The 24,782-nt window shown below is 41.2% G+C and carries 26 protein-coding genes; 19 read left to right on the plus strand and 7 right to left on the minus strand.

The window, feature by feature from the left end; all coding sequences use genetic code 11:
• Nucleotides 1-55: 55 nt before the first annotated feature.
• The 5 genes from D890_RS0106170 (at nucleotide 56) to D890_RS0106190 (ending at nucleotide 5,212) form a co-directional block, all read left to right on the plus strand.
• Entirely contained in the window at nucleotides 56-1,462 is a 1,407-nt protein-coding gene (locus D890_RS0106170) for an amino acid permease (RefSeq protein ID WP_040363496.1), read from the plus strand.
• A gap of 114 nt (nucleotides 1,463-1,576) precedes the next feature.
• On the plus strand, nucleotides 1,577-2,545 hold the full coding sequence (gene corA / locus D890_RS0106175) for a magnesium/cobalt transporter CorA (protein WP_026291340.1): 969 nt from the start codon (nucleotides 1,577-1,579) through the stop codon (nucleotides 2,543-2,545).
• Between the two features lie 291 nt (nucleotides 2,546-2,836).
• Nucleotides 2,837-3,442, plus strand: coding sequence for an FMN-dependent NADH-azoreductase (locus tag D890_RS0106180; RefSeq protein ID WP_018963647.1), 606 nt, complete (start codon nucleotides 2,837-2,839; stop codon nucleotides 3,440-3,442).
• Nucleotides 3,443-3,622: 180 nt separating this feature from the next.
• A complete protein-coding gene (asnA, locus tag D890_RS0106185) occupies nucleotides 3,623-4,681 on the plus strand; it encodes an aspartate--ammonia ligase (RefSeq protein WP_018963648.1) in 1,059 nt (352 codons plus the stop codon).
• Nucleotides 4,682-4,708: 27 nt separating this feature from the next.
• Nucleotides 4,709-5,212, plus strand: coding sequence for an HdeD family acid-resistance protein (locus tag D890_RS0106190; RefSeq protein WP_018963649.1), 504 nt, complete (start codon nucleotides 4,709-4,711; stop codon nucleotides 5,210-5,212).
• A gap of 69 nt (nucleotides 5,213-5,281) precedes the next feature.
• On the opposite strand, the gene D890_RS0106195 is transcribed toward D890_RS0106190, so the two are convergent.
• Nucleotides 5,282-6,163, minus strand: coding sequence for a hypothetical protein (locus D890_RS0106195; RefSeq protein WP_018963650.1), 882 nt, complete (start codon nucleotides 6,161-6,163; stop codon nucleotides 5,282-5,284).
• Nucleotides 6,160-7,836 carry a proton-conducting transporter transmembrane domain-containing protein gene (locus D890_RS0106200; protein ID WP_018963651.1) on the minus strand — a complete coding sequence of 559 codons (1,677 nt, stop codon included), beginning with the start codon at nucleotides 7,834-7,836 and terminating at the stop codon, nucleotides 6,160-6,162. Before D890_RS0106200 ends, D890_RS0106195 begins: the two co-directional genes overlap by 4 nt.
• A 184-nt stretch (nucleotides 7,837-8,020) precedes the next feature.
• Here D890_RS0106200 and D890_RS0106205 point away from each other — a divergent pair, with 184 nt between their 5' ends.
• Nucleotides 8,021-9,187, plus strand: coding sequence for a MalY/PatB family protein (locus tag D890_RS0106205; protein WP_040363581.1), 1,167 nt, complete (start codon nucleotides 8,021-8,023; stop codon nucleotides 9,185-9,187).
• Nucleotides 9,188-9,237: 50 nt separating this feature from the next.
• On the opposite strand, the gene tusB is transcribed toward D890_RS0106205, so the two are convergent.
• From tusB to D890_RS0106230, 5 genes are read right to left on the minus strand one after another with little or no spacing between them, the layout of a single operon-like run.
• Nucleotides 9,238-9,531: a sulfurtransferase complex subunit TusB gene (tusB, locus tag D890_RS0106210; protein WP_018963653.1), complete on the minus strand. Its 294-nt coding sequence runs from the start codon at nucleotides 9,529-9,531 to the stop codon at nucleotides 9,238-9,240.
• 16 nt (nucleotides 9,532-9,547) lie between these two features.
• Nucleotides 9,548-9,907: a DsrE family protein gene (locus tag D890_RS0106215; RefSeq protein WP_018963654.1), complete on the minus strand. Its 360-nt coding sequence runs from the start codon at nucleotides 9,905-9,907 to the stop codon at nucleotides 9,548-9,550.
• 12 nt (nucleotides 9,908-9,919) lie between these two features.
• Nucleotides 9,920-10,273, minus strand: coding sequence for a DsrE/DsrF/TusD sulfur relay family protein (locus tag D890_RS0106220; protein ID WP_018963655.1), 354 nt, complete (start codon nucleotides 10,271-10,273; stop codon nucleotides 9,920-9,922).
• Between the two features lie 2 nt (nucleotides 10,274-10,275).
• On the minus strand, nucleotides 10,276-11,274 hold the full coding sequence (gene tsuA / locus D890_RS0106225) for a thiosulfate transporter TsuA (protein WP_018963656.1): 999 nt from the start codon (nucleotides 11,272-11,274) through the stop codon (nucleotides 10,276-10,278).
• 42 nt (nucleotides 11,275-11,316) lie between these two features.
• Entirely contained in the window at nucleotides 11,317-11,523 is a 207-nt protein-coding gene (locus D890_RS0106230; protein WP_040363582.1) for a sulfurtransferase TusA family protein, read from the minus strand.
• Nucleotides 11,524-11,756: 233 nt separating this feature from the next.
• Here D890_RS0106230 and D890_RS0106235 point away from each other — a divergent pair, with 233 nt between their 5' ends.
• The 13 genes from D890_RS0106235 to D890_RS0106300 all read left to right on the plus strand — a co-directional run bounded on the left by D890_RS0106235 (nucleotide 11,757) and on the right by D890_RS0106300 (nucleotide 24,754).
• Nucleotides 11,757-12,512 (plus strand): sugar isomerase domain-containing protein, encoded by a 756-nt coding sequence (locus tag D890_RS0106235; protein ID WP_018963658.1) that lies wholly within the window; start codon nucleotides 11,757-11,759, stop codon nucleotides 12,510-12,512.
• 165 nt (nucleotides 12,513-12,677) lie between these two features.
• Nucleotides 12,678-14,315 carry a PTS system mannose/fructose/sorbose family transporter subunit IID gene (locus D890_RS0106240; RefSeq protein WP_018963659.1) on the plus strand — a complete coding sequence of 546 codons (1,638 nt, stop codon included), beginning with the start codon at nucleotides 12,678-12,680 and terminating at the stop codon, nucleotides 14,313-14,315.
• 30 nt (nucleotides 14,316-14,345) lie between these two features.
• Nucleotides 14,346-14,762 carry a PTS sugar transporter subunit IIA gene (locus tag D890_RS0106245; RefSeq protein WP_018963660.1) on the plus strand — a complete coding sequence of 139 codons (417 nt, stop codon included), beginning with the start codon at nucleotides 14,346-14,348 and terminating at the stop codon, nucleotides 14,760-14,762.
• Between the two features lie 24 nt (nucleotides 14,763-14,786).
• Entirely contained in the window at nucleotides 14,787-15,281 is a 495-nt protein-coding gene (locus D890_RS0106250; protein WP_018963661.1) for a PTS sugar transporter subunit IIB, read from the plus strand.
• A 31-nt stretch (nucleotides 15,282-15,312) separates the two neighbouring features.
• Nucleotides 15,313-16,923, plus strand: coding sequence for a PTS system mannose/fructose/sorbose family transporter subunit IID (locus D890_RS08030; protein WP_018963662.1), 1,611 nt, complete (start codon nucleotides 15,313-15,315; stop codon nucleotides 16,921-16,923).
• A 71-nt stretch (nucleotides 16,924-16,994) separates the two neighbouring features.
• A complete protein-coding gene (locus tag D890_RS0106265) occupies nucleotides 16,995-17,729 on the plus strand; it encodes an N-acetylmannosamine-6-phosphate 2-epimerase (protein WP_018963663.1) in 735 nt (244 codons plus the stop codon).
• Nucleotides 17,730-17,731: 2 nt separating this feature from the next.
• Nucleotides 17,732-18,232, plus strand: a complete 501-nt coding sequence (locus tag D890_RS0106270) for a PTS sugar transporter subunit IIB (RefSeq protein WP_018963664.1) — start codon at nucleotides 17,732-17,734, stop codon at nucleotides 18,230-18,232.
• A complete protein-coding gene (locus D890_RS0106275) occupies nucleotides 18,229-18,939 on the plus strand; it encodes an SIS domain-containing protein (protein ID WP_018963665.1) in 711 nt (236 codons plus the stop codon). The genes D890_RS0106270 and D890_RS0106275 overlap by 4 nt, the downstream gene beginning before the upstream one ends.
• 21 nt (nucleotides 18,940-18,960) lie before the next feature.
• Nucleotides 18,961-20,127 (plus strand): N-acetylglucosamine-6-phosphate deacetylase, encoded by a 1,167-nt coding sequence (gene nagA, locus D890_RS0106280; protein ID WP_018963666.1) that lies wholly within the window; start codon nucleotides 18,961-18,963, stop codon nucleotides 20,125-20,127.
• Entirely contained in the window at nucleotides 20,108-20,971 is an 864-nt protein-coding gene (locus D890_RS0106285; RefSeq protein ID WP_040363585.1) for a Cof-type HAD-IIB family hydrolase, read from the plus strand. Before nagA ends, D890_RS0106285 begins: the two co-directional genes overlap by 20 nt.
• 6 nt (nucleotides 20,972-20,977) lie before the next feature.
• Nucleotides 20,978-22,276, plus strand: coding sequence for a neutral/alkaline non-lysosomal ceramidase N-terminal domain-containing protein (locus tag D890_RS0106290; RefSeq protein ID WP_018963668.1), 1,299 nt, complete (start codon nucleotides 20,978-20,980; stop codon nucleotides 22,274-22,276).
• Nucleotides 22,277-22,299: 23 nt separating this feature from the next.
• Entirely contained in the window at nucleotides 22,300-23,337 is a 1,038-nt protein-coding gene (locus D890_RS0106295) for an SIS domain-containing protein (RefSeq protein ID WP_018963669.1), read from the plus strand.
• Between the two features lie 286 nt (nucleotides 23,338-23,623).
• Nucleotides 23,624-24,754 (plus strand): Gfo/Idh/MocA family protein, encoded by a 1,131-nt coding sequence (locus tag D890_RS0106300; RefSeq protein WP_018963670.1) that lies wholly within the window; start codon nucleotides 23,624-23,626, stop codon nucleotides 24,752-24,754.
• Nucleotides 24,755-24,782 lie beyond the last annotated feature (28 nt).

A 24,782-nucleotide genomic window follows, 5' to 3' on the forward strand; every position in this document is an offset into this window, starting at 1 on the left:
TATAACGGAAGGCTATATGAAGTAAAATTAGCAAAATCCATAAAATGAGGGAGGAATCCTTACGAAAAGGACATTAGGTCTATGGGACATTGTTTTAATGAATGTTACAGCCATCATCGGTCTCAGATGGCTTCCCATTGCCGCCGGTTATGGAGCTGCTGCTATTGTTTTCTGGCTTCTGGCAACTATTATGTTTTTTATTCCCCACGGCTTGGTCTCAGCGGAATTAGCAACTTCATTGCCAGAAGAAGGCGGTCTGTATGTTTGGGTAGAAAAAGCTTTCGGTGAACGTTGGGGTTTTCTTACATCGTGGCTCTATTGGATTAACAATCTATTCTACTATCCGTCTTTGTTAACGTTTATAGCGGTCACACTTTCTTATCTAATAAACCCGGAGCTTCAGAACAGTCGTTTGTACGTAGCTCTGACCATACTCGTTATCTACTGGATTGTAACACTGCTGAATTTAAGAGGAACAAGGGTCAGTAAGCTGCTATCCGATCTAAGTGGCACGTTAGGTACGATCCTACCAGGGCTTGTTTTGATTGTGCTTTCTTTTATAACAGTGCTTGTTTGGAAGAGGCCTATCCCAACGGATTACTCACTTTCCAGCATCATCCCCCATGCTGATACCTTTTCCAATATTGCTTTCTTATCCACTATCATGTTTGGTATGGCAGGGATGGAGCTTTCGCCTACCTTGGCTGGCGAAACAAAGAATCCTCAACGGACATTTGCCCTTGCTACGATTATATCGGGGTTTATCATCGCCGGCATTTACATTGTTGGTACTATGGCCATAACGTTCATGATTGCTCCGGATAAAATTGGCGCTGCCAGTGGCATTATGCAAGCCATAGAAATCATAAGCGCTGAACTACATCTAAATGTTTTAGTCCCATCTATCGCTCTGATGCTACTAATTGGAAACTTGGGTGGCCTAACAGTTTGGACAATCGGCCCTATAAAAATGCTTTTTGAGAGCACAAAACGAGGCATTCTGCCAGAGTTTTTTACAAAGCTAAATAAAGAGGGCGTGCCACAGAATGGGATGCTCATTCAAGCACTGATGGTCAGCGTTATTGTAGTGCTTACCAGTTTCTTACCCACCGTAGAAAGCACCTATGAAGTTCTTGTCATGATGACAACGATTACGTATTTCATACCTTACATTTTCATGTTTGCCGCATTCATTTCTCTTAGGCGTAACCATCCAGAGATGGAAAGGCCTTTTAAAGTCCCTGGAGGTACATTCGGCGCTTATTTAGTGGCAGCACTTGGCTTAATATCTGTTATCACTGCTCTTATTCTTCCTCTTATTCCATCTCAGGGCTTGACATCAAACGAAATTTTAATATATGAGCTGGAAGTAGCAGGTGGTCCTATTCTATTCGGTTTCTTAGGTTATTTGGTATATCAGCAGTATGTGAAAAAGACCACAAAAGCTTTTAAAAACTCGTAAAAATCACAATAAGTTATCACAGATTAGTTAGGCAAGGTTGGACTTTTTCAAAAGTCCAACCTTTTTTTTTGCGTTTACAATTATTAGGAGCAAAGTTCTATGGGAGGCGTGGCAATGGCGAAAGCTTTTTTATACGATGTGGGAACAAAGAACGTAGACATAACAGAAAACAACCAAGACATTAAGGATAACGCTAAGAATAAGAACAAACGCATCTGGGTGGACATATCAACTAATAACTCCGAAGAAATAAAGCTACTGCAAGATGCCTTTCATTTTCACCCTATAGCTGTCGAAAGTGCAACAAATGAAGGTGAACGCCCCAAATTCTATGATTATGGTAACTATTCGTTATTACTAATGCAGGTAGCAATACCATCTAACAAAGGAAGTACTGCTAAGTTTTCGCAGTTTACAGCATTTATCTCTCAAGACTCATTGGTAACCGTTCATCCAATAGAATTTAACTTTGTGGCTGACACCATAAAAACATACAAAGATGCGCCAGAGCTTTTCGATAAAGGCATTGGTTTTGTGCTTTACCATTTACTCGACGGACTCATATCCAATTACTTCAGCATATTAGACAAAGTGGATAATCGTCTTAAAGGCGTAGAAGAAAAGATATTTCAAAAACCTGACAAACATGTACTAAATGAGATTTTCAAACTTAGGCAGGGCATTAACCAAGTTAGAAAGAGCATTTCAAACAATTTGGATGTTCTAAGCTTGCTTCTAAGACATGATGCTTCCGACACCTCCGATGAAAACAGACTTTATTACATGGATCTTTATGATCACTTGATGCATTTGCTGGATATGACAGATATGTACCATGACATGGTGTTCACCTCCATGGATGCGTACTTATCCAGTGTGTCCAATAATATGAATAACGTCATGAAAGTACTCACGGTAATAACTACTATTATGATGCCTTTGACAGTTATTACGGGTATATACGGAATGAACTTCGATATACCTTCTTTTCACTGGCGCTTCGGTTATATTTGGGCACTCAGTTTAATGGTCATCTCTTGTATAGCTATGGCTTGGTTTCTAAGAAGTCGTAATTGGCTTTAAGTACAACAAGAAATAGGCTACAGACACTCCATAGGCGTGACCATATTAAATTGATTGTTACAAAATAAAATAACAATGATTTTTATGTATGAACATTTCCGACATACGCACTGTATTTATTGACTACCTGAGAACAAAAGGCTTGTATCTATGATGATTTATATCACACTTACTTCTTATCAATTGTTATTACAAACTACTCAAAGTAATGAATAAAATTTATCCACAAAGGCTATAATTAGAATTGTGAACATCATAACATTTGTAAATATAACGAGGAGGTAAGAAAGAATGGCTAAAGTTTTGTACATCAAAGCAAACCCGAAAAGCAATGAGGAATCACGTACATTCAGAATTTCTGAACATTTTATCGAAGAATACAAGAAAACACATCCAGAAGATGAAATAATTGAGTTGGACCTTTACAAAGAGGGAATCCACTTTCTAAGCAATGATGACATTAATACAATTATGGGTCCCAACAAAGAGAATTTGAGAAATCATCCTATCCTAAAATACACGTATCAATTTGTGGATGCAGACAAGTATGTTATTGCGACACCAATGTGGAATTTAGGTGTTCCTGCCATACTTAAAGCCTATTTTGATTATGTTTCTGTAACAGGAATTACATTCAAATACACAGAGAATGGCCCAGTTGGTTTGCTAAAGAACAAGAAAGGCGTCGTCATAATGACCACAGGCGGTGAATACTTAGAACCACCATTTGATCAGATGGATTTCGCCAGCAAGTATGTTACTACTATGCTGAAGTTCTTCGGTGTCGAAGAAGTATCAGTTGTGGCTGCTCAACGTCTTGATATTATCGGGGAAGACGTGGAAAAATTGGTTGGAGACGCCAAAAAGCAAGCAGAAGAGTTAGCAAAAACTTTTTAGCGATTAACCTGCTATTTAAGTTTGGGGCCCGCTTTCTTATAAAGCGGCCCTTTTTTATGATATTTGCTTAATGGTTTTTTAATTAAAACTAAGGCTTGTGGTAACTTTACCCACGCTAAAAAGAACTATAATTGCCCTCATAAATAAAACAACGTTTTATTGAAAGGGGCGTCGGTTCATTTGACAGAAAGAAGCACTGAAACTGAAAAAAGACTCAAGCTCCCAAAAACTTATTCACCGTACTTAGATTTGAGACAGACCGAAATGGCCATTAAGTTCATTAAGGACACATTCCAGAGACGCTTAGCTCATGCTCTCAATTTGCAAAGAATTTCTGCTCCATTGTTTGTTAAATCTAATACCGGGCTAAACGATAACCTAAATGGCATTGAAAAACCGGTAAGCTTTGGAACAAAAGATGGTACTTATGTTGAAATCGTTCAATCTTTGGCTAAATGGAAACGTGATGCTTTACGCCGGTATGGGTTTGCTGCTGGAGAAGGGCTTTACACTGATATGAACGCCATAAGGCGTGATGAAATAGTTGATAACTTACATTCGTTTTATGTAGATCAATGGGATTGGGAACGTGTTATCACGGAAGGTGACAGGAACTTAACTTTTCTAAAAACGATAGTGAGACGAATATACACAGTGATAAGAGATACCGAGAAGAAAGTATGTGAGCATTATCCCCTACTACCTGAGCCATTCCTACCAACGCACATTCATTTTGTACACAGTGAAGAGCTGGAACAAATGTACCCTAATTTAACGCCTAAAGAACGTGAAGATGCTATAGCTAAGCAATATGGTGCTGTGTTCATTATCGGTATAGGTTACCCGTTGAAAAATGGTCTACCACATGATGGAAGAGCTACTGATTATGACGATTGGATTACAGAAACAGAAAACGGCTATCATGGATTAAACGGTGACATTATCGTTTACTACCCCATACTCGAACAAGCAGTGGAATTATCGTCCATGGGAATAAGGGTAAGTCCCTCTTCACTGAAATTACAATTGCAAATGCGCGGCGAAATGCGTAAAGCATCACTACCCTATCACAGCAGCCTCATCAATGGCGAATTGCCCCTTACCATAGGCGGAGGCATAGGCCAGTCGCGTTTATGTATGGTCTATTTACGTAAAGTTCATATTGGTGAAGTGCAAGCAAGCATATGGCCTGACCAAGTGATTAAAGCCTGCGGGAAAGTTGGTATACCATTGTTATAATGCATCCATACAGGGGAGGTGTAAAACATGCAAGAACGCAGCATTGATTGGGCAAGTGTGCTCATTGCTGTTTTCATGTTGGTTATTGGCGTATTGGTTTTATCAAACCCAGCAGCTACAATTACGACATTGGCCATGTTTGTTGGCATTGCTGTATTAGTCACGGGAGTTATACTGCTGTTCAATTACAAATCATCCAACTACAATTTAGCATTCGGAATTATTGCTGTCATATTAGGTATATTCCTGCTTGCAAGGCCTGCTTTTGCAGTCGGGGCAATGGCTTTTATAATAGGCATATGGTTTGTAATTGAAGCTGTACAAGGCCTGACGCGAGCAGGTGTTTATCGGTTAGTAAGTTCAGCACTTTACACAATAAGTCTCATTGCAAATGTGGTATTGTTGATTTTAGGCATTTTAATCCTCATACATCCATTTGTAGCTGCACTTTCTCTGCCCATAATGGCTGGTATAGCATTAATACTTGGTGGATTAGTTCAGCTCGTATCTGCTTTTAGTCCTCGGTCATAACATTCAAGAGGAGCTTTGTCATACATGACCAAAGCTCCTCTAAGCTTTAAAACCTAATAAACAGCAAGTTCAAATAGAAGCTATCACTAAAGAGACAAATCCTAAAGCTACTATAAGTACATTCAAGAATGTATTGTATTTATCGTTGAGAAATGACAATCCGACGCCAATAAGCGCACATACAGCAAAAACTGCCACATTTTTTACAGTTACTGTCAACAAGGAAGCAGGACCAAGAAACATGAATGTGAATAAGGACAACAAAACCGACAATTGCAACGTGCTTTCTAAGGCAGACATACCTTGATACTTATTGCATTCGGAAGGAACACAATGATTTTTAACACTGAGCATTAGTATGAATGCCATAGATAAAATAGCAATTATGGATGACATGGGAAGCTTTGTAAGAAATGCATCTTTTGATATCCACTGTGCAGCCGTTTCGCCACTATAACTAAGCCACTGGGCACTGACTATGTCAGATAACTTAACCGAACCAACTAAAGATGCTACCTCAAAAGTAGATAATATAAATGATAAGTAAGCCCCTAAATACGAAAAATGGCGCACATTATTGCCGTTTTTCCGTTCATCTTGTAAAACTACATGAACTAATGGAACAAACAGCATGGCAAAGATAATAACAAGAAGGTCTCCGTGGGCCGACATGGTAGGCACAGAAGAAAAAGGTAGCAACCACAAAGCGAATATAGGCATTGCCAAAGAAAGTATGTGCATTACGTCCCATAGCCACCCTTTATCTTTCGATGGATTCCTGAAAGAATGCCATACCTGAACAAAAAAAGACCAAGGAAGAACACGATCTGTAGAACGATTTATCAAACCTTGTAACCATCCATAAACACCCATCAAAAGCAGGCCAAATGCGGCAAAATAGACAGGAAGGAATAAAAGAATTAGCGCTTTTAATATGTTGTACCCAATCACTGCTTATCACCATCCTCTTTGGAGGGGATATCTTCGCCGAGTTCATCTAAATGATCAGATTCTCCTGCTAAGTTTTCCGTATTTCCAGTGTTAGCATCCTGTTCACTAGTAGAGAAACTCCAAATCAATGCTGACAAAAGTATGGCAGCTAACAGCACTGCTAAGACATATAAACTATTCCAACCACCAGATGCCGTTTCTGTGCTGAAATCAAAAACCAAAAATCCCTTTAAATCCTTTAGTGGGGCCGCTAAGAGTTTCTGAAAACTTGTATTGAACACACCCATACCTACTAATGCTATGCAAGTAAAAATGCCAACCGCATTACTCATAAGTACTCGGCTGTTTCTTGCTATGCTCTTATAAAAGAAATCTGACCAATAATGGGCAATGCAAACAAATAAAGACAAACTTATAAACAACAGCAGACCAGCAAGAATAAACTCACCGGTTTCCAATAATCCCGTATAAACCATATAAACCGCTCCGAAGCCTATAAGGGGAGGCAATGCAGCAATGGAAAGCCCAGAAACTAATGACTGAGCAGCGATGATAGGCATGCCTTTCCATAACGGAACACCTTCTTGTACCTCATCAATGCTATCGAGAGATGTGCTGCGGGTGTGAGCTATGGCAGAAGCCATATATAAACTTGTTTGAGCAATACTGTGAGCATAGCCTAACATCACAGATGCAATGAACGCAGAAGGCAAATAATCAACTTGCATTGGCATGAAGGGCAGAATCAAAACCACATAAGAAAGCTGGAGGCTCGAGATATATACAAGCGAGTGTGAAGAATCCGCACCATTAGCGGCCTTCCTTGCAGATATGATAGACCATGCTATAACGAAAGCACCAATGATGCAACTAACCAATGGTCTAGAAAAAAGTGTGCCAAAATGTGCCATCCATTCGCTTCCTGTAAGCAAAGACAAAAAGATGGCGCCGAACAACCCTGCTTTCGTCACAGAACCAGATAAGTAAGCCGAAATCGCCGGGTCAATACCTGTAAATGTTTGCTCTGCTCGCTTGTGGAATGGAAATATACCCATGTTAGATAAAAAGATTAGGAAAAAGATGAGTAAGCCCAAGAGCGAAAAAACATTGTACTTAAGAAGTTTGTCAGAAACAGTTGCAAAACTGGAGTCCAAGCTGCCTCCGGACAAAAGCACCACAGCTATGATCATGGCTATTGTGGAAAGGATGTTCCAAATAAGGTTGAATTTGACTACGTTTTTGTTTTGAGCACTCATCTTCACAAGTAAGAAACTTGACCATTCCATAAGTTGCCAAGCCAAGAACATGGACAGGAATGTCCTCGAAGTGAGAACAAGAAAAACGCCCAAGCTTGTAACCAGAGAAAGAGACACAAAAGACTCTATCCAATTTCTGTCCTTCAAATCGAAAAGTGTTAAGTATATGATTATGGTGGGTATGAGAACTGTGGGCCATAATACCCTGGAGATTCCAGTCCAAATGAAAGAAATCTGAGCATTGAACAACGAGAATTCTATGCCTTCCGCAGCAATTCCAAATTCATAATAACAGCCATATGCAATGGCAAGAAGGCCTATGAACAAACTTAACACCTGCGACCAACGTGTACGAATCAATGAGAGTAAGCCGGCAGCGAATGCGCACAAAGCAAAAACTAACGCCAAAGCCGTCAAATGTCGTCACCTCCTATAGCAATTAAACAAAAGAACACACTTGCTCTTATTCCCTTTAGGCTGTATTTTAGACGGTGTTTCTTTTGAGCACTACTATTTTACGCCGAGGTATACACTTTTCGATAATATCTTCCTATTTGCCCATCATAGTACAATGAAGCAGTGGGAGGTGTTGCTCTTGGAAATGAGTTTCTTCGACCAAGTAGTAGACAGAAAAGGAACGAATTCAAGTAAATGGGATGGTCTAAAGAACGTTTTTGGAATTGAAGACGCTATTCCTATGTGGGTAGCTGACATGGATTTTAAAAGCCCTCCAGAAGTTATTGAAGCCATTAAGCAGCGGGCAGACCACGGTATGTTTGGCTACACAGTCGTGGATAGTGAGTACTATGACTTAGTTGCACAATGGATGAACAAAAGGCACAAATGGGAAGTTAAACCCGATTGGGTTGTGACATCTCCCGGTACGATTTCTGCTCTCAGCGTTATTATAAGGACTTTCACGAACGCAAATGACACGATTGTTATCCAGCCACCCGTTTACCCCCCGTTTGAAAGATCAATATTGTTAGCCGGAAGGAAAGTAGCCTACAACAATTTGATTTTAGAAAATAACCGTTATCGTATGGATTATTCCGGATTAGAAAAACTCCTAAACAAAGGTGCAAAAATGTTTATATTATGCAGTCCACACAATCCTGTGGGCAGAGTTTGGGCCGAAGATGAGTTATTGGAGTTAGCCAGCGTTCTTTCCAAACACGAAGATGTGTTCGTTTTTGATGACGAACTTTGGGCTGATTTTACATATGCTCCTAACGAGCACCATCCTCTGCTTCAAGTAGCACCGCATTTGGTAAAGCGGACTATAACTGCAACATCTGCAAGTAAAACTTTCAATTTAGCAGGCTTGGAAAACACTAATTTGATCATTCCAGACGAGAACATAAAGAGCAAATTCAATGATGCTATGTTTTCTCTTGCCTTAAGTAAAACAAATCTCTTTGCCATTGTAGCCACCAAGGCGGCTTATAAATATGGTGAAGGGTGGGTGGATCAACTTCTGCAGTACCTACACGAGAACTTTGAATTCATGAAAGATTTTCTTAAATCTCGTATACCTTCATTGGAACTCGTAGAACCTGAAGGCACATATCTTGCTTGGGTAAATGCGTCGCATCTTGGCATTTCTTCTTCTAAAGTTGCCGATAAGTTGTTGAGAATCGGACATGTAGCCGTGGAAGATGGAAGCACATTTGGGCCTGGTGGAGAAGGATTTCTCAGAGTAAATTATGCAATGCCTCGTTCACTACTTGAACAAGCGCTAAATGGATTCCAAAAGGCACTGACATAAAAAAGGCCCTCTCTTAAAGGAGGGCCTTTTTTGATGGGTAATTAGCAGTTTTAACTAATGATTTTTGGATTCTTTTCGATAAGGTCGACAATGCCATCGTAATCAACAATACTGACCGGTGCTGTTATCTTTGCAGGATCGTAACCGCGAGCAATCAAATCATCTTTGCATGCGTACACATTAACACCGCGTTGTTTTAATTCATCCAGCAAATCGACCTTTGTTATTGTGTATAGAACACCATCCTCAATTAGAAGCACGTCATCTCCTGCAGAAGCGGTATCAAAGAGTAAAGAGTTTAACGTCCTTCTGCTATCGTTGAATTTGACCATTATTAGAGACATTTTAGCCGCCTCCTTCTTAGAACCAGAGCACGAAGTCATATTCGTGCAGGAACTCCGGCAAATCTTTTTCTGCAATAAAATTGACGTGCCATCGTGGATCGATGTCTTCTTCTTTTATCTGCCTGTACTCAACACAATCTTTCACAGCAAAAACTTTTGTTTCATAACGTTCAATGTACTTGAAAGTCGTGTTTAGTGGAAGTAACCCGAGATGCTCTGGCTGTGTATTTTTGTTTAAAGCCACTACAGCGTCTCTAACGAGCAACACTGCAGGCTCTATGTCTTCAGCATACATGCCAAAAACGCATCTAAAAGCTTCATTCACCCATATGGAGCCTACAGGAGATTGATAAACTGCAAACAGTACTTTTCTCATATCAGCCGCCTCCTACACCGTAAAGTTGACATAACGATCAGCCGTAGTTAAAAGCGTAGCCATTTCTGGAACACCGCTCAACTGAGAACCTTCTACAGCAGCATCTCTGTCTAATCCACGGTATTCGAAGCAAAGTCCACAAATATGGACTTCCGCTCCCCTGCTAGCTAAATCTTTTAACAAGTTTGGTATGTTTCTGTCAGCTCTTATGGGTTTCACCTTTGAGTTAACAGACAGCACAGAATCTGCGAAGAGAAAGATCGAAACCTTGTGACCTTTCTTAAGTGCTGCATCCGCTATTTTTATAGCGCTGTCCATATCTTCATAACTGTAAGGAGGATTAATAACCTGCAAGACGATATGCATGACTAATTCCTCCCGTAAACCAACCAGTACATAAACCAGTTGCCAAGTATAAAGAATATGCTAGCCAAAATTGAACTAATAGCAAGATGAGGTATACCACTCAAGAAGTGACCAATGTTGCATCCGCCTGCTACACCAGCGCCCCAACCCATAAGCAAGCCACCAATGACTGCGAAAACATAAGATTTTGGATCTTTCGGGAAGCGAATCTTGAACTCTTTAAAAATTGCTGCAGAAATAAAAGATCCAATGATTATGCCGAATACTTCCATGCCAATCCAGTTATAAGGAGCTTCTGTCATGGTAGCCGTAAACAGATTTATCCAACCGCCCGTTATACCTAAGCTGTACGTTTGCTGAGACCAATAAGCGAGCATGCCCACAAGACCAACAAGTACACCGGCAATTGCCCAGTGCATAGGGGCTTTCCTCTGTGATGTTTTTGTGAAAAACAAGTAAGCAAGAATGATAGCAGCAAATACAATGGACACAACCCAAGGATTAAGTCCAAACAAATTGGCGACTGTTGGCGCAACTTTTCCATCCTGTGCCGCGTATACACCTGGATTCGTCATGGTAACAGTGATGGGCTTTCCAAAAAGTCCTGTTAGACCTTTTAGTTTTCCCGCCCTTGCAGCAGCGGCAGAAATAGCATAAAAAGTGGCGGCAATGATAGCCGTAACGTTTCCTTCACCTATTCTGTAAGTTACACCACTGGCGCAGCCACCAGCCAAAACCATGCCCATGCCGAATGCGAATCCGCCCACAATCTGAGCAGCAGGAATAAATGCTGACGGGTGCAATTTTATGACGCCCATAGCTGCCATAGCTTGAAAACCAATTGTTTCAACGGCAATAGCCATTAGCCCTTGCTTCCATAACCAGTTATCTTTGAAATAACGCAAATCTCTGAAAGCAGAATTGAAACACATACGAGTACGCTGAAGCAAGAAACCAAATAAAATACCTACTATTAAACCACCTATCAACGTGCCTTGCATAGAATGTACCTCCTCTTAGGTTTTTAGCCTAACGGCCGGAACTTACTGTTTCCGGATGATAATGCGCCACTCACTCGGCCCTGTCTCCTCGATACTGAGTACTTCGCCGCCTTCCTTAGGAGCATTAGCTGGAATACGTTCCTTAGAAAGTGGATAGTCGATTAGTACTTCCAAAACTTCTCCAGTTTTCATGGTTTTAAGTTTTCTCCGAGTTTCTACATCAGGAACCGGGCAAACTTCTCCTCTCATGTCTAATGTGTAATTAGGCTTTACCTCTGCCAAGGTAAGTCACCTCCCAAATAATGTTGTGAATTAGATTTGGTAGAGCACCCATCATGCTCTCCGTTTTGTATTATACTCAACTATTTAATTGAATGTACATCAATGCGCATAAAACAGGGCAAAACTATTGACAAGATAAATCGTTAATAGGCTTCACAATAAGTACAATACAATGTACAATCTAGTCAAGGAGGTGGAATATGGAGAAATCTCCGCTGGACAGTTACCATGAATCGGTAATACAGATTCTGAACGACATTTCAACGCAACAGCGTCAGAACTTACTTGAAGCTTCAAGCATCTTAACAGAAACAACACTTAAAGGAGGCATCATTCACACATTTGGAACGGGCCATTCTCATTTGGTGGCAGAAGACGTTTTCTGGCGTGGCTCAACATTAGCAAACATACATGCCATATTGGAACCCAGTTTAACAGGTCATGAAGAAATAACAAAAGCTGAATACATGGAAAAAATTGAAGGAATGGGCAAAGTCATCGTTGACTACCACAGAATAACACCCCCAGATGCACTCATAGTTATTTCCAATTCAGGCAATAATGCCGTACCCATAGATGTGGCAATGGAATGCCACAAACGTGGTGTCAAAGTCATTGCCATCACTTCTTTTGCATATTCTGATTACTTGAAAACACTCCATTCTTCTGGAAAGAAGCTCAAAGACATTGCTGACGTTTCCATAGACAACTGCTGCCCTGTAGGTGATTCCGTAGTTCATTTCGAAGGCATGGATATGAGTGTAGGCGCCGTCTCCACTATTGCCGGTTGCTTCATTATGCATTCGCTGGTGACTCAAACCGTAAAAAATCTTCTCGATGAAGGTGTTAAGCCAGATGTCTATTACAATGGCTCTCTCATGGCAAATAGAGAACAAGTTGATGCTTACAACCAACAACTTATCGAGAAATACATGGGGAAAATTAGAAACCTGTGAACATTTAACATGCTTAACATTTATTCGCGTGATGTATTAAAATGCTTATGAGGAAGCTTGATATGTTGTTTATGGAGCTTCCGAGGAGGTGGTTAAGAATACTGAACGGGGTGCCAAAAGCAACAAGAATCGGAAAGTCAAGTCACCCAGGGAGGTGAAGTATCAATGAATGGTTACAACGTTGGTATTGCATTTTTGCTTGCCCTTTACGGGTATTTCGCTATTTTAGCGAATTTAGGGCCATCATGGTTGTTTTCTGATCCAATCGTAGCTGGCTTGTTTACAGGGCTCATCGTCGGGAACGTTCCACTCGGCTTGGCTATCGGCGGAACGTTGGAGCTAATGTCTTTGGGGTTATGGACATACGGTGGAGCCACCATTCCTGACTACATGACCGGAGCTATCGTTGGCACAGCCGTGGCCGCGCTGTCTACAGCTCCTATGGCAACTGCAATAACGCAAGGTATCGCTGTTGCTGTACCAGTTTCTTTGTTGATGACGCAGTTGGACATTCTTGGCAGAACGCTGACTACAGTGTTCATTCATGGTGCAGACCACTATGCCGAACAGCAGAACGAACGCGGTATCGTCATTATGCACTGGCTTGGTCAATTACCTTGGGGTTTAAGCCGTGCTATACCGTTGTTCTTCGCTATTTGGCTCGGCGCCGGACCTATCCAAAACTTAGTATCTGTTATCCCAACATGGTTAACAAATGGATTCACAGCCATGGGACACCTCTTACCCGCTTTGGGCTTTGGTATTTTGTTAACATACCTGCCTCTACCGAAGTATTGGGGGTTCTTTGTTCTTGGATTTGTGCTATTTGCTTACATGAAGATGCCACTCATCGGCATCATGCTCGCAATTCTGGCAGTAGTAGCTATATACAATTACCTATCCTCTCGCATAGAGCATGTTGAGACAGCTCAGGCAGTGGCAGAAGGTGCAGAAGAAGAGCTGGTAACAGGTCCTCAAGAACTTATCAAGAGTAATGTAACCCGAGCAGATTTAGTCAATGCCATGCTCAGGCACAACTTTACCCTGCAACTCTCTTGGAACTACGAAAGAATGCAGGCGCTCGGCTTCGCTTATTCAATGATGCCGATCTTAAAGAAAGTTTATCCAAACAAGGATGAATATTTTGCTGCAATCAGAAGACATCTTAATTTCTACAACACGAACCCTTCTCTTGGTTCACCAACGATTTTCGGTGCTGCTTGCGCATTAGAAGAGCAAAAACAGCCTGAAGTAGCAGACAGCATAAAGATAGCCTTAATGGGACCTTTAGCAGGTATTGGTGATACCATCGAAGCCATCTTATTGAAGCCTATTTTTGCTGTGTTTGCGGCAAGTATGGCTTTAAGTGGAAACTGGTTCGGCGCTGCCCTCATGCTTATTTTAGGATTCATCTATTTCTACATTATGTTCCCCGGTTTCTGGCTGGGATACAACCAAGGAATTAACTTGGTAAAGACGGCTGGCAGCAGGGCTCTCGCAACCATAACCGACTTGGCAAGCATGTTTGCATTAGGCGTTATGGGCGGGTTCATACCTTCCATATTAGCTTCGGTAAAGACACCTCTAAAATTTGCCAGAAGTGTAACTATAGAAGGAAAAGCTGCTCAGCAAGTAGTAGAAATTCAAAGCATACTCGACCAACTGCTTCCTTACCTCATACCGATAGCGTTTGTGTTCATGGTTTACTGGCTGCTCCGTTCAAGGAAATGGAGTATATTGCAAGTGCTGTTCTTATTGGTAGCAATCGGTATCGTATGTGGAGCATTAGGAATCTTGGCTTAGTAAACGATAAATAGAAAGGAAAAATGACGAATGGTAGGAATGGTAATAGTGACCCATGGCAGATTGGGTGAAGGTCTCTTGGACGCCATGCAGATGATTGCAGGGCCGCAAGAAAAAGTGGATGTCGTTTCTCTTAAAGAAGGAGATAATATCGACGAACTCAAACAGAGAATTCTCGATACAGTAAGACGCGTGGATGATGGCGAAGGAGTTCTCGTATTTGTAGATATGTTCGGAGCCTCGCCGAGCAACGCTGCGGCTTATCTCATTAATGAAAACGTCAATGTTCAGGTTATTACTGGAACTAACTTGCCCATGCTGCTGGAAATCGTTAACTTTAGAGAGAATGGCTCTCTTCAAGAACTTGCCGCCAATGCTATGAACGCTGGCGTCGAGTCTGTGAAGAACTTAACCGAGCTTCTCAAAGATTCACTTGGAAATTCTTAGACAGGCTCAAGGAGGTCGATTTAAGTGAGATTACATCTGCATATTGACAACAGGCTCATACACGGCCAAGTTACTGTTACATGGTGCTCATTCTACGGCGCAAACATGATTGTGGTTGCTGATGATAAAGTAGCAGCGGATCCAATTCAAAAAGTAATGCTACCTCAAGCTGCCAGGGGTCTTCCTACCAAAGTTATGAGCGTTAAAGACGCCATTGAGTATCTAAAAACATTAGATGCGCAGCAGGGTTCTGTTCTCATCATCGCAAAAACGCCTCAGGACGCTTTAGAACTCTTAGAAGGCGGAATAAAAGTTGAATCCATAAACGTTGGGAATCAGGCCCCTGTGCCAGGTACAAAACCGGTTATGGTGTTCCCGTGGATCGCTGTAACACCTGATGATGCTCAAACGTTCCAAAAAATCGCTGCTTTAGGATATCGCATAACACCTAAAAGGACACCGGCTGATAGAGATTACGATTTAGTAGAAGAGATAAGAAAGAAGAAATTGCTGGCGTGAATGTAACGTTAAGCCAGGGAAGGAGAAACTTATGAGTTTCTGGCAAGCCTTAGCAATTGGGCTAATTGGCTATATGTCCTCTATTTATTCACCTTGGCTTTACGGCGGGTTGGCTGGTTGGTATACCACCGGCCGCCCATTTATAGCAGGTATGCTCATTGGTTTAATATTAGGTGATATCAGAACAGGCATTTTAATGGGAGCGGCCGTGCAGGCTTTGTATATTGGATTGGTGACCCCTGGCGGAGCAATGCCTGCGGACGTAAACTTCGCTGCATATATTGGTATTCCTCTTGCAATGGCTGCAGGGCTTCCAAGTTCAGAAGCTGTTGCGCTCTCTGTACCGTTGAGTTTCTTTGGTGTAGCCATGGTGTACCTTGTAGTAACAGTAAACTCACTGTTCGTTCATTGGCAGGATAGACTTATTGAACAAGGTAGACTCAAGACTGCAATTAATGTACCTGTTTATGGGCAAATAACAAATTTCATAGTTAGATTCTTCCCAATATTTCTTATTGATTATTTTGGTGCTCCATACATAAGCCAAATTTCTGGTTTAGTTCCAGATATGGTCAGAACTATGCTCGTAACATTCGGCTCTATTCTTCCTGCCGTTGGTTTTGGCCTACTACTTTCTTTCATAATAAAAGAAGACTTCGAGCTTCTCTATTTCCTTATTGGTTTTCTACTGGTTGCTGTTCTAAAAATCTCGATTGTTCCAGTTTTGCTTGTCGGTGTGTTTTTAGCCTATCTTGACGTCAAGTACAGACGAGCAGAAGTATCCGCTACAATGGTTTCTGGACAAGAAGAAGCAGAGCAAATAGAGAAGAAAAAGCCACTTTTAACATCGCGAGATGTGAGAAAAGCTTATTTTTCTTGGATGTTCTGGAATCTCTCAGTGCAGAATATGGAACGCATGCAGGCACCAGCTATTGTAAGGATGCTTGGCACAGTAATGGATAAATTATACGATTCTGTAGAAGAGAAAAAAGCCTTGCTTGCAAGACACACTCCGTTCTTTAACACAGAACCTAACATCGGTGCTATCGTGCCAGGTGTGGTATTGGGTATGGAAGAAGAAAGAGCAAAGGGAGCCGATGTTAGCGACGAACTTATCATTAACACAAGAACAGCTTTGATGGGTCCCTTAGCAGGTATAGGTGATTCTTTACTTCCAGGCACATATATCCCTATATTACTCAGCATAGGATTGGGACTTTCAAAAGATGGAAGTATTGCAGGTCCTTTGTTCTACATTGTAGTGTTCTTGGGAACAATGATTCCCCTAACTATGTGGCTTTTCAACATGGGTTATAAGTTCGGTATCGGCGCAGTAGAAACAATATTGTCATCTGGACTTAAAGACCTTATCTCAAGTGCTGCGGCAATTGTTGGCGGTACAGTTATTGGTGGCATTTCTGCTACATATGTAGCCGCTAATTTAGGATGGCAATTTAAGTCAGGAGATATGACAATATCTTTACAGAATATTTTGGACGGTATCTTCCCTTCTCTTGTTCCCCTATTACTTACTCTCCTAGCTTATTACCTTATTGGCAAGAAGCATGCAAGTATAGGACGGGCATTTTTCATCTTTTTTGTCATTGCAGTTGTCGGTGTCCTCATTAGATTTTTTGTGTAGCTATATTTAAGTGCAATGTTTTATGCCGGAGCCCAAAACACCTTGGGCTCCGGTAATAAGAAGAGGTGAACATGAACACAATATTAGAAAGACTAAAAGGTGGTTTAATTGTTTCCTGCCAAGCATATGAAGACAGTCCACTTTATGGCGCTGAGATTATGGCAAGAATGGCAAGAGCTGCCGAAATTGGCGGGGCAATTGGATTAAGAGCATGCTGGACCCAAGATATAGAAGCTATAAAAAGTGTCACATCTCTTCCAATCATAGGTATAAACAAGGTCATAAAGCCAACCACTGATCCAGTGAATGATGTTATTATTACGCCAGACTACGAATCTGCTTCTGTTATATGTGAGACTGGAGTAGAAATACTTGGCCTTGATTGCACAGCGCGAAAAAGAAGTTATGACGATATTGCAAATCTCATAGCAAAAATAAAGGTAAACTACCCTAACATTCTAATAATGGCGGATATAAGCACCTTAGAAGAAGGTTTGCATGCTGCGGATATTGGTGCCGATATTATATCCACCACGCTTTCTGGATATACAACATACAGTAGGCAACAAGAAGCCCCAGACATTGCTTTAGTAAGAGACCTATATGCTAATACAGATAAGCCCATAAATGCAGAAGGCAGATACTGGGAGCCAGCTCAAGTATACTCAGCGTTTGACAACGGAGCATGGTGTGTAACAATAGGATCGGCAATAACAAGACCAGAGCTCATAACGCGCAGGTTTACACAATCAATTGAAAAATACTGGCAGAACAAACAATCACACTATCAAGAAGGAGGCTCCTAAAGATGAGTGTTAGCTTAGTTAGATGCGATGATAGACTTATCCACGGTCAGGTAATTGTGAGAGTCCTTAAGACTTATGCCATTAACAGAATTTTACTGATCGATGATGAGACGGCAAAAAACCCCACTATGGCAAGTATATACAAATTGTCTGTGCCACCTGGCGTCAGGTTGGAAGTCTTTGCTCTCGACAAATCTTATGATGCAGTAGAAGAATCAATAAATGATAAAACGAATACACTTATTCTTCTTAAGAATCCACAAATAGCGCTTGAACTTTTTAAGCAGCATTCCGGTTTGCCTAAAGAATTCAACATCGGTCCCATGAGTAACAGGAAGGATACAAAGAAAGCAACTATGTATGCTTATCTGTTGGCCAATGAAATTGAAGCAATAGAGAGTCTTTCTAATTTGGGTATAAGAGTTTATTTTCGGCAGGTATCGGAGCAAGAAGAAATTGACTGGGCAAAAATTAAAAGTAATTTAGTAGGAGGTAAAAAATGAAATATTTCGAAGTAATTAAAGGCTTAATTCCCGTTTTGGAAACAGAAGAAGAGAACATGAAACAAGCTGGACACTTGATGGCTCAGAGCATTATGAATGGCGGTATCATTCAAGCATTTGGAAGCGGCCATTCTTATGCAGCTTCCATTGAAATAGCAGGAAGAGCTGGTGGTCTTCTGCCCGCAAAGGCCGTAATGGAAGAGACCTTTGGTCGTTATGAAACCGTGGAGGGTGTTGGCTCAAAGTTCACGGAGAGTTGGGACTTACGACCCAACGACTGTGTAGTTATCATATCTAATTCTGGAAGAAATCCTTTTATCATAGAAATGGCATCATTTGTGAAATCGAAAAATGTTCCACTCATAGCCGTTACCGCTTTGGAAGTTAGTAAGAAAAGCACATCAAGGCACTCCAGCGGTAAAAGGCTTTTCGAACTTGCTGATGTTGTGCTCGACAATCACAGCAAGGAAGGAGATGCAGCAGTAGAAATAGAGGGTTTATACACCAATGTAGGAGGAACTTCTTCTATTTCTGCTGATCTACTTCTGAACCAAACAGTAGTTTATGCCATTGAAGAAATGCTCGCGAACAATTTCCAGCCACCAGTTTTGATGAGTGCAAACATAGATGGCGGGCCCGAGTTCAATGAAAAGCTAAAAGAACAATATAAAGAGCAATACGGATACCGTATTTGGATAAACAAGTAAGTTTAAGGAGGCTTAAGTGTAATGGCATTTGAAATAACAAATAACCACTATGTTATAAAAACTGATAATTTTTACAACCCTCAGCACGTAGATGGCACAGTTTATGTAGAAGTGAACAACGCTCATATTGAAAACGTATCATTTAACCAGCCTGAAGAAAACCTGGAAATGTTGGATCTCACAGGTTACATTGTAGGCCCGGGCTTTATCGATGTTCACATTCATGGCTTTGCAGGGCATGACACCATGGAAGGAACAATGGAATCTATAAATAGCATGGCTAAAAGCTTAGCATCCACTGGTACTACGGCATTCTTGCCTACCACAACTGGTGCTCCTGTGGAAATGCTGAAGCCTATCATGGAACTTACAAAACACTTCTCTGAGGTCAGCGGGACACGACCGCTCGCGCTACACTTAGAAGGACCTTTTATAAGTAAGAAAGTTCCAGGCGCGATGGATCCAAACCTATTTAGGCAAGCAAACCGCGATGACATAATGACCCTTCTTAGTGAAGGCGATGTTCTCATGATCACCATTGCACCTGAAATAGAAGGACATTTGGATATGATAGAACTTTTAGCTTCGGAAGGTGTGAACGTCTCTCTTGGTCACACATCTACAGATTTTGAAACAGCAGCAAAAGCATTTGCCAAAGGAGCAACATCTATAACGCATTTCTTTAACGCTATGACACCCTTCCAGCATAGGGAACCAGGTTTAATCGGCGCAGGTTTGCTCTACCCATTTTTCCTGCAATTCATAGGGGACGGTGTGCATACGCATGTAGCTACCTTAAAGCTTATGTGCCAGTATGTAAAGGACAGATTGGTACTAATAACTGACGCCACAATGGCTGCAGGTTTGGGAAAACCAGGAACTTACAAACTGGGAAATAGAAATATCATCGTTGACGAAACATCAGCTCGCCTGGAAAATGGAACATTGGCAGGATCAGTGCTTAGCATGGACAAAGGCTTTAGAAATCTCGTGCACTTCGGTGATTTAACCATCGCTGAAGCTTTCAATTCAGCGTCCTTATTGCCTGCTAAGTCAATAGGGCTTAAAGATAGAGGAGCTCTAAAGAAAGGTTGTTTTGCAGACATTGTCGTGCTAAACAAGGAAAATCTCAAGGTAGAAGCTACAATAGGAGAGGGAAATATTATCTATGCAGGGTCAGATAAGTAAAAAAGATGTGGCTGAAGATATAAAGAAGCGATTGAGAAATGTCAGGAAACTCATAGTTACAGACCTCGACGGGACATTATTAAACAATCGTTCAGAATTACCTCAGGAGTACGTGGACCTAATAAAGGAGGTGCTTACTCCTGAGGTTAAACTTACTATGGCGTCTGGACGTGGCTTTCCGTCAGTGAAAAATTTCTCGGACAGGTTTCCAATTGATTTGCCTGTTATTTGTGAGGGTGGTGCTGTTGTAGTCGACCCTATCACGAACAGTATTATCTACGAAACATTCATTGATGAGCCAATTGTTAGGTCTATTGCAGAACATTTAGAAGCAAAACAATATGGATCCAATTTTTACCTCTATAAAGGGCAAACACTCACATGCTACAAACGTCCGGAAGTACATCTCTTTACAGACAAAGAGCCGGCTCCTATCATAAACATAGATCTTACTAAGATTCCCAAAGAAGATATGACAGGTGTAAGAAAAATAGCCGTCATACTGGATGAGAAGTATTTGTATGATCTACAGAACGAACTTAGGAACCTCTTTGGAGAAAAAGTTAACATTATGCGAGCGGATGATGGCTGCTTAGACATTATGCCTGTTGGAGTTAGCAAAGGAAGTGCATTGCAGTACTTACTCCATATTTTAGATTTTCCACCTTCCAATGTCATGGCCATTGGTGATAATGAAAGTGATGCTACTATGTTCGATGTTGTAGGCTTTTCTGTTGCCATGGCAAATGCTGATGATTATACAAAGAGCAAAGCTTCCTTTATCACCACATCCAATGAAGACTTCGGTGTTCTGCATGCCATAAAAAAGTTCTTGGAGGCATAACAAAATATGATGAGATTCGGTTTCTCAGAAGAAGTGATAACGCCGCCTATAGGTGTACAAATGGCTGGATTCATAGGCGAAAGGAAAGCTGAAGGAGTCCACGACGACCTGCATGCGAAATCGTTATACATTGAACTAAACGAGATAGATAAAATTCTGTTTATAGCACTTGATACGTTGGCGATTTCGTATAGCTTCACACAGCACGTAGCTGAACGTGTGTCTGCATTAACAAATATACCCAAAGACAACATCTTAATTGCTGCCACTCATACGCACTCTGGACCTGAAGGTCTACAAAGCATAACCATTGCAAAAGATAGTGGCGAAATCATGCACATAAATGATATTGATGATACCTTACTTGAATACACAGAACAGCAGGCAGTCAAATCGGCTGTGCAAGCAGTTCAAAATACACACATCGGTAATCTGTATTATGGTGAATGTCCATTTACAGAAAGAGTCTTTGGCAACCGCAGAGAAGCAATGGAAGAGCCCATGCCAACCTTTAAGATGCTTATGCTAAGTAGCGAAGAGGGAAAGCAAGTGCTCTTATACAATTTCGGATGCCATCCCACTGTGCTTCATGAAGAGAATCACTTTATAAGTGCTGATTTTCCTGGACAAGTAGCATCTATTTTAAGGAAGGATATTCCTTCCATAGACTTATGCATGTTCCTTAACGGTGCGGCAGGAGATATGAGCACACGTTTTTACCGACAACAATCCAGTTTTGAAGAACTCAACCGCATCAGCACAGTCATGGCGCAAAGTATTGAGCGTTGCATAAGCAAAGCAGAAAAAGTAGAATTAGAAAATGTAAAATGCACAGTAAAAACAGTGCCGATAAAACTAAAAATAAAGAAAATGCCAGAAGTACATGCATTGGAGAATATGCTTGAACAAGCTAAAATGGAACTTGAACAAGCCAAAAAAGAAGGTAAGGCAAATCTCAGACCTTGGCAATCTAAAGTGGAAGGAGTAGAAAGTTTAATAAGAGAAAGCAAGCTTGTGGATGGAGCCACCAGCGTCAGCACAGCATTCAAGATTATAAAAATGGGCAACTTCGTATTCGCAGGCATTCCTGGAGAGCTGTTTTCCACTTTAGGTAAGGAAATAGAAGAAGCACTGAAGCCACAAACTGTGTTTGTCGTTGGTTACTGCACCGATTACATTGGTTATATCCCAGACAAGACTGCCTATGAAGAAGGTGGATATGAAACACTTTCTACCCTTTTAGAAAAAGGCGAAGGAGAACGTTTGATAGAAATGATCCTTCAGACGATTAAAGTACAAAACTAAGCAGCATAAGGAGGTAGAAAAGAATGAGCGAAGAACAGTTTAAAATGCTTACGGAAATAAAGCAGGTTCCTGCTGTTTTAGAGAAACTTCTTGATGTAGAAACACCGCATATGAAAGCTATTGCAACTCAGATAAAGCAGTACAATCCGGCTTTCGCGGTGCTGTCTGGTCGTGGTAGCTCAGATAATGCATGCGTTTACGGGCAATATGTCTTAGAACTCCTGGATGACCTCCCATGTTCCTTAAGTACTGGTTCCATCTATACACTTTATAAGAACCCACCACATATTGCGAATGCATTAGTACTGGGTGTATCACAGTCCGGAGAGACAGATGACGTATGCGAAACGATAAAATTGGCTAACAAAGAAGGTTCTATAACGATGGCAGTCACCAATAATCCTGAAAGTACACTTTTTAAACTTGCTGGTGATAACGCTGTATACATGCAAGCAGGTAAAGAAGAAAGCGTATGTGCAACGAAGAGTTTTACAGCCTCTTTAGCTGCTTTCCTTATGCTCGCAAATGAACTTTCCAATAAAAACATAAATACATCCGCTATCATCGACGTAACGCAACATGTTATAGAACAAGAAGAGCAAATAGCGTCACTGGCATCACACTACACCTTTGCCTCGAACTTAGTTGTTTTAGGTACTGGCTTATCTTACAGCGCTGCTTTAGAAACGGCACTAAAGCTTAAAGAATCTTGCTACATAAGTGCTTGGGGCATGTCATCAGTAGACTTTTTGCACGGCCCTGTAGCGATTGCTAGTAACATGTTCCCCATTATTGTCTTGGCACCCAACGATGAAACGTTGCAGGTCAGTTTGAATGTTATAAACCGGGTCAAACAAGTAGGAGCGCATGTTCTGGTCATTTCTGATAGCGAAGATGCGCTAAAACTTGGCGATCTTGCCTTCACATTACCGCACATGGAGAACTATCTTTATCCGTTTTCCGAGGTAACATTTGCCCAGTTATTTGCTTTCCACTTAGCGCGGCTAAGAAATATTAATCCTGATGCACCTCGCTATTTAAGCAAGGTGACGCAAGTATAAATAAATACATATGTATTATGGGGCGGCCCATGATAGAGCCGCCTTTTTCATTTCTACTAATTGCTCGAACGGTCAGCTTCAAAATGATAGAGCGTAGCCACCGCTACAAAATGCCCGTTCTTAGAAGCTAACTCTCTATACACATTCACGATAACCAGAAAAATGGCTTATTTCCTACCGATGCGGTGTAACATTTTTATGTAGAATGCAAGGTTCAGATAGTTTAAGATCTCGATACACTTTTACATTACTATTTTTGTTTGTGTAGGAAAGGGAGGCAATCAACATGGAAATAAACTATGGGCTTGCCGGTTTAGGAACAATTTCCAAGACACATTTGCTCGGTCTTAGAAACATTCCTCTTTTAGGCATAGATGTTCCATTTTCAGTGAATTTGCATACGCTTTTTAGTAGCCACCCTGAGCAAAATGCTCTAGCAGCAAAACAGATCGGATTTAAAACAGTGGTAGACAGCATGGAAAAACTCGTAGCTTCCAGTGAATTAAACGTAGTTGACATATGCACACCGAATTTTCTTCACCGAAAGCAGGCTTTAACTGCCATGAAAGCTGGCAAACACGTATATTGTGAAAAACCGCTGGCTGTTAACAGCGATGAAACGGCTCAGATGCTACAAGCAGCAACTACCACACAGGTAATAAACCAGGTCGCTTTCGTTATGAGGTTCAACCCAGCTGTAGCTGCTGCGCATTCAGCTATAAAACAAGGTATCATAGGAAAACCTTATGCCTTCCGTGGAGAAATACTTCATTCCAGCTATTTACCGGTACAAAAATCCATGACTTGGCGTTTAGAAAAAAGCAAGAGCGGCGGTGGCGCTTTAGTTGATCTTGGCGTACATCTTATCGATTTAGTTAGGTTCTTACTCGGAGACGTAAAAGCAGTGAGCTGCACAACAAAAACAGTGGTTAAAGAACGCCAACGTCCCAACGGTGAAATAGGTAATGTTGATGTCGATGATTGGGCATCTTTGGACTTGCAAGTGGAAAGCGGCATAAGCGGTACCATTGAAGCATCCCGCTTAGCTGTGGGCAACGATGCCAGCAGACTTTGGATTTATGGTACCGCTGGTTCTCTGTTCATTGATCTAAACCACGAACCATACTCCCCTGCTTTTTATAATACCTATGGCCAGCGCATATACGTGGATACAAAAACACTTATGCAAGACACGTTTTATCAAAACATAACGAAACTCTACCCACCAGCAAAACTCTCTCAAGGTTTTATGGTAGACACACATTTAACCAGCTTACTATGGTTTTTAATGGGAGTAAGTAATGGCAAGCCTATGGATGATGCTCCCACATTCATGGATGGCCACATAGCAGAACTTATTATGGAAGCTGCGTACAAATCCGATGAACAAGGGCATAACTTTATACAGATACTGTAGGCTAACAGCAGATAGAATCTTTAATTTT

Source organism: Coprothermobacter platensis DSM 11748, assembly GCF_000378005.1.
Lineage (GTDB): Bacteria > Coprothermobacterota > Coprothermobacteria > Coprothermobacterales > Coprothermobacteraceae > Coprothermobacter > Coprothermobacter platensis.